Origin of the sequence: Devosia sp. (genome assembly GCF_041917035.1) — a bacterium.
In the GTDB taxonomy this organism is placed as follows: domain Bacteria; phylum Pseudomonadota; class Alphaproteobacteria; order Rhizobiales; family Devosiaceae; genus Devosia_A.
The window spans coordinates 1-4,988 of record NZ_JAYRYM010000258.1 but is presented as its reverse complement, the minus strand read 5'-3'; the positions used below and the strand labels follow the sequence as shown (position 1 = coordinate 4,988).

General features: G+C 65.3%; 5 protein-coding genes and 1 pseudogene. 3 read left to right on the top strand and 3 right to left on the bottom strand.

Annotated elements, in window-relative coordinates:
• The 3 genes and pseudogenes from ACE3TU_RS18720 to ACE3TU_RS18710 form a co-directional block, all read right to left on the bottom strand.
• Positions 1-235: pseudogene (locus ACE3TU_RS18720) on the bottom strand (dipeptide ABC transporter permease DppC); the annotation flags it as partial.
• Positions 235-1,242: an ABC transporter permease subunit gene (locus ACE3TU_RS18715; RefSeq protein WP_374626979.1), complete on the bottom strand. Its 1,008-nt coding sequence runs from the start codon at positions 1,240-1,242 to the stop codon at positions 235-237. The gene ACE3TU_RS18715 and the pseudogene ACE3TU_RS18720, both read right to left, overlap by 1 nt.
• A 56-nt stretch (positions 1,243-1,298) precedes the next feature.
• The gene (locus ACE3TU_RS18710; protein ID WP_374626977.1) at positions 1,299-2,894 is read right to left on the bottom strand and encodes an ABC transporter substrate-binding protein; all 1,596 of its coding nucleotides are present in this window, start codon (positions 2,892-2,894) and stop codon (positions 1,299-1,301) included.
• Between the two features lie 289 nt (positions 2,895-3,183).
• Between ACE3TU_RS18710 and ACE3TU_RS18705 the strand changes: the two genes are divergently transcribed.
• The 3 genes from ACE3TU_RS18705 to ACE3TU_RS18695 form a co-directional block, all read left to right on the top strand.
• Positions 3,184-3,573: a VOC family protein gene (locus tag ACE3TU_RS18705; protein ID WP_374626975.1), complete on the top strand. Its 390-nt coding sequence runs from the start codon at positions 3,184-3,186 to the stop codon at positions 3,571-3,573.
• Between the two features lie 83 nt (positions 3,574-3,656).
• Entirely contained in the window at positions 3,657-4,601 is a 945-nt protein-coding gene (locus ACE3TU_RS18700) for an aldo/keto reductase (protein WP_374626973.1), read from the top strand.
• Positions 4,602-4,805: 204 nt separating this feature from the next.
• Positions 4,806-4,988 (top strand): hypothetical protein (locus ACE3TU_RS18695; RefSeq protein WP_374626971.1); only part of this gene is annotated, 183 nt, incomplete at its 3' end.

Below are 4,988 nucleotides of genomic sequence, written 5' to 3'. Positions count from 1 at the left end.
CCAGCAGGAATTGCGGCTGGGTGCCGCCGGCCCAGGGCGGCGCCATGCGGATGAATTCCCGGAACTGCTGATCGGGCGGGAACGGCGCCAGGACCGGCGCGAGGAGCGCCACCAGCAGCAGCAGCAGAAACACAGCCAGGCCGAGTACCGCGCCGCGATTGACGGAAAAATAGTACCAGAACTCGCGCAGGGCGGCGAAGCGGCGCGGGGGGGTCATGCCGGCTTCAGCGCTCATCACTGCACCCGGATGCGCGGATTGATCACCGCATAGAGAATGTCGACGAGCAGGTTCACCGCCATGACGATCAGAGCGATGAGCAGCAGCCCGGACTGGACCGAAACGTAGTCACGCTTGGAGATGGAATCGATCATCCATTTGCCGATACCGGGCCAGGAGAAGATCGTCTCGGTCAGGATGGCACCGGCCATCAGCAGGCCGACCTGCAGGCCAATGGTGGTGACCACGGGAATGAGCGCGTTGCGGAAGGCATGCACGCCGATCACCCGGCGCGGCTCGAGGCCCTTGGCCCGGGCGGTGCGGACATAGTCCTCGCCGAGCACCTCGAGCATGGCCGAGCGCGTCTGCCGCGCGATCACCGCCAGCGGGATGGTGCCCAGAACGACGGATGGCAGGATCAGGTGGCGGAGGGCGGAGATGAACGCATCGGGCTTGCCGGCGACAAGGCTGTCGATCAGCATGAAGCCGGTGACGCGCGGAAAGAAGTAGGTCAGCGCGATGCGCCCCGAGACGGGGGTCCAGCCCAGGTAGCCGGAAAAGAAGATGATCAGCAGCAGGCCCCACCAGAAGATCGGCATCGAGTAGCCGGCCAGCGCCACGCCCATGGTCATCTGGTCGATCCAGGAGCCGCGCTTGATGGCCGAGAAGATGCCGGCGGGAATGCCGAGCAGAACCGCCAGCAGCATGGCGAAGAGCGAGAGCTCCACCGTCGCGGGGAACAGCGTCAGGAACTCCTCGATCACCGGACGCTTGGTCGCCAGCGAGATGCCGAAATCGCCCCGCAGCAAATCCGCGATGTAGTTGAAGTACTGTTCCCAGATCGGCAGGTTGTAGCCGAACTGCTCCTTGAGGATGGCGTAGCGCTCGGGCGTGATGCCGTGCTGGCCCACCATGGCCTCGATCGGATCGCCGGGCAGCAGGCGGATGAAGGCGAACGCGGCAATTGTGATGCCGAAGACAGTCGGCACGATCAGCGCGAGCTTGTTGAGGATGAAGCGGAACATGCCGGACATGCCGAAGGGCAGCGCCTGCTCGGCGCTGCCCTTCGCTTGAGTCGATCTTACTCGGCCACGTCGACGTTGTCGAAGCGGTGGATACCGAGCGGGTCCATGGTGTAGCCGATGACCTTCTTGTTCATCGGCATGAAGACCTTGGAGTGCGCCAGCGTCATCGCCGGCTCCTCGGCTTTGAAGATCTCCTGGGCCTTGGTGTAGAGCGCGGTGCGCTCGGCCTGGTCGGAGGTCGTCTTGGCAGCTTGGATGGCATCCTCGAAGTCCTTGTTGCACCAGGCCGAGTAGTTGGACACGCCAACGGCCGAGCAGGAGAACAGGGTGGCGAAGAAGTTGTCCGGATCGCCGTTGTCACCGGTCCAACCGATCTGGAACGCACCCGGACGATCGGGAGCCTTGCCGCGCTGACGATACTCGGTCCATTCGTAGGTCACGATGTTGGCGGTGACGCCCACGGCGGCCCAGTCGGCCTGGATCAGTTCGGCGACGCGCTGCGCGTTCGGGTTGTACGGGCGCGAGACCGGCATGGCCCACAGGTCGAGGGTCAGGTTGCTGATTCCGGCGTCGGCCAGCATCTTCTTGGCCGCTTCCGGATCGTAGCTGTCGGCCGGGATCGCATCATTGTACGACCACATGGTCGGCGGGATCAGGTTCTTGGCGTTCTGGCCGGCGCCCTGGTAGACGGCGTCGATGATCGCGTCCTTGTTGATGGCCATGGTCAGCGCCTTGCGGACGCTGGCATTGTCCATCGGAGCGATGGTGGTGTTGTAGGACAGGTAACCGATATTGAGGCCTTCCTGCTCCATGACCGTCAGGTTCGAGTCCGCCTGCAGGCCGGCGATGTCGGCCGGCGCGGGATAGCTCATGATGTCGCATTCGCCAGCCTTGAGCTTCTGGCCACGCACCGCCGGATCGGTGGTAATGGCGAAGATCAAGTCGTCGATCGCCACCTTGCCGGCCCAGTAGTCGGCGAAGGCCTGGTAGCGGATGACGGCGTCGGTCTGGTAGTCGACGAACGCGAACGGGCCGGTGCCGATCGGCTTGTTGGCAAAGTCGGCCAGGTTGCCGGACGCAGCGAGCTGGTCGGCATATTCCTTGGAGACGATCGAGGCGAAATCCATGCCCAGGTTGGCGATCATCGGCGCATTGGGCTCGGTGAGCGTCATCTTGACGGTGAGATCATCGACCTTTTCCATCGAGGCGAGGAACTTGGGCATGTCCATGCCCTGGAAGTAGTCCCAGCTCAGGCCCTCGAGGTACTGATACCACGGGTTGTCCTGCTTCCACTGGCGCTCGAACGAGAAGATGACGTCATCGGCGTTGAGGTCGCGGGTCGGGGTGAAATACGGCGTGGTGTGGAACTTGACGCCCGGACGCAGATGGAACGTGTAGGTGAGCCCGTCCTCGGAGACCTCCCAGCTTTCGGCCAGCGCCGGCTGAACCGCGGTGCCGCCGTGCTCGAACTCGACGAGACGGTTATAGATGGTGCGCGAGGACGCGTCGAAATCATTGCCGCCCGTGGTCGGACCCGGATCAAAATGGGCCGGCGAGGCCTCCGAGCAATAGACCAGCTGCTTGGCGTAGGCACTGCCGCTCATCACCACGGCGAGCGCGGTGGCGGCGAGCAGGGTTTTCATCAAGTTCATGATGGTTGTCTCCCAATAGCATTGCGCTCCCGCGTTCAGTGGCGACGATCATCGTCTGCCCGGCAGGAGCTTGGCCGGCAACAAAGCGCTTTTTTCCGGGCGGCGCAATGGGGAGTTTGACCGATTGGTCAAGGACGAGGGCGGCGCAAACGCGTTCCGCGCAGGTGCTCCGGTGCGGACTCTTCGTGCGAGCCGGTCGGAAAGCCATCGGTAAATCGGTTGTGGAGCGGACCTCGACGCATCCGCCTGCAGTTGACGGGAGGCCGGTGGGTCGTCACAGGATTTCCCCATGAGCACCGCAATCGCGACCGTCACACTCGTGGTCAGGGACTACGACGCCGCCATCGCCTTCTACTGCGACCGGATCGGCTTCGTGCTGGTCGCCGACACCGAACTGGGCGGGGGTAAGCGCTGGGTGCTGGTCGCACCGCCCGGTGGCCGGGGGGCGCGGCTGTTGCTGGCGCAGGCGGACGGGGACGCGCAGGCCGACCGGGTCGGCGACCAGACCGGCGGTCGGGTGGGCTTTTTCCTCGAGTCCGACGACTTCGAGCGGGACCATGAGGCGTTCAGTGCGAGAGGCGTCCGGTTCCTCGAGGCCCCGCGGCACGAAGCCTATGGCAGCGTCGCGGTATTCGAGGATCTCTACGGCAATCGCTGGGACCTGATCCAGCCGCGTTGACCGGCATCCATCGCTTGTGGCCGATGGTTCGGCGGGCTAGTCTGGAGGTCCCGCCGCCATACACTTCCCCGGAGACACCCGTCATGACCAAGCGCCGCCTCGGCCGCTCGGAGCTCTATATCGAACCGCTGGTGCTCGGCACCAATGTCGTGGGCTGGACGGCCGATGAGCCGACCTCGTTTGCGATCCTCGACACCTTCGTTGCTGAGGGCTTCAACGCGATCGACACGGCCGACTCCTACTCGCGCTGGGTACCGGGCAACGACAGCGAGAGCGAGAAGATCATCGGACGCTGGATCAAGGAGCGGGGCAACCGCGACAAGGTGCTGGTGTTCACCAAGGTCGGCTCGGACATGGGCCAGGGGCATCGCGATCTCAGCGGCAAGTGGATCGAGCAGGAGGTGGAGGCGTCCCTGCGGCGCCTGCAGACCGACTATATCGACCTCTACCAGAGCCACTGGCCCGACCCGAACACGCCGCAGGAGGAGACCCTGCGGGCCCATGACCGGCTGGTCGGGGCCGGCAAGGTGCGGGCCATCGGCACCTCCAACCATGACGAGAGGCTGCTCTCGGAGGCGCTGGCCATCTCGCGGCGCGAGTCGCTCGCCCGCTACGAGACGCTGCAGAACGAGTTCAACCTCTACACGCGGGACAAGTTCGAGGGCGCGGTGCAGGACATCTGCGTCAGGGAAGAGGTCTCCGGCATCCACTATTTCGGGCTGGCGGCGGGCTTTCTCACCGGCAAGTACCGCGCCGCGGCGGACGCTCAGAAGAGCCCGCGCGGCAAGGGTGTGGTCGACAAGTACCTCAACCCCAGGGGTCTCCGCCTTCTCGCGGCGCTCGATGCCGTGGCGGGGCGGACCGGAGCGGCTCTGAGCGAGATCGCGCTCGCCTGGGTGGCGGCGCAGCCGGGAGTCGCGGCGCCGATCGCATCGGCGACCACCCCGGATCAGGTGAGGAGCCTGGCGCGGGGGGCACGGCTCAGCCTCGGTGCCGAGGATCTTGCTGAATTGAGCGCGGCGGGATGATCAGCGCGTCTGCCCCATCCACCACAGGGCGGTAACGAGCAGTGTCGTCACCACGGCAAACACGAGGACGATGGCGGCGTAGGTCTCGAAGGTCATTTCTGCCCCCTTTCAGCGGGCACCCCTCCTCTGCGCCCGACCCTGGTTCGTTTCCATGATCTGGATCAACGACTTGCCTCGGGGCGACAGGAAGCGGATGATCCCCGCATGCGCGCAGCCCTGACGCTTCTCGCCCTGCTCGTTCCCGCAGCCTGCCACGCGCAAGAGGCGGGATGGCACTACTCGCCCCTGCCCGGGGAGGGCGACCGGGCCGCGCTCGGCTGCTCCTATGGCGCGAGCGCCGCGCAGTACACCTGCCTGGCCGTGCGCTGCGAGGATGATTTCTCGGTG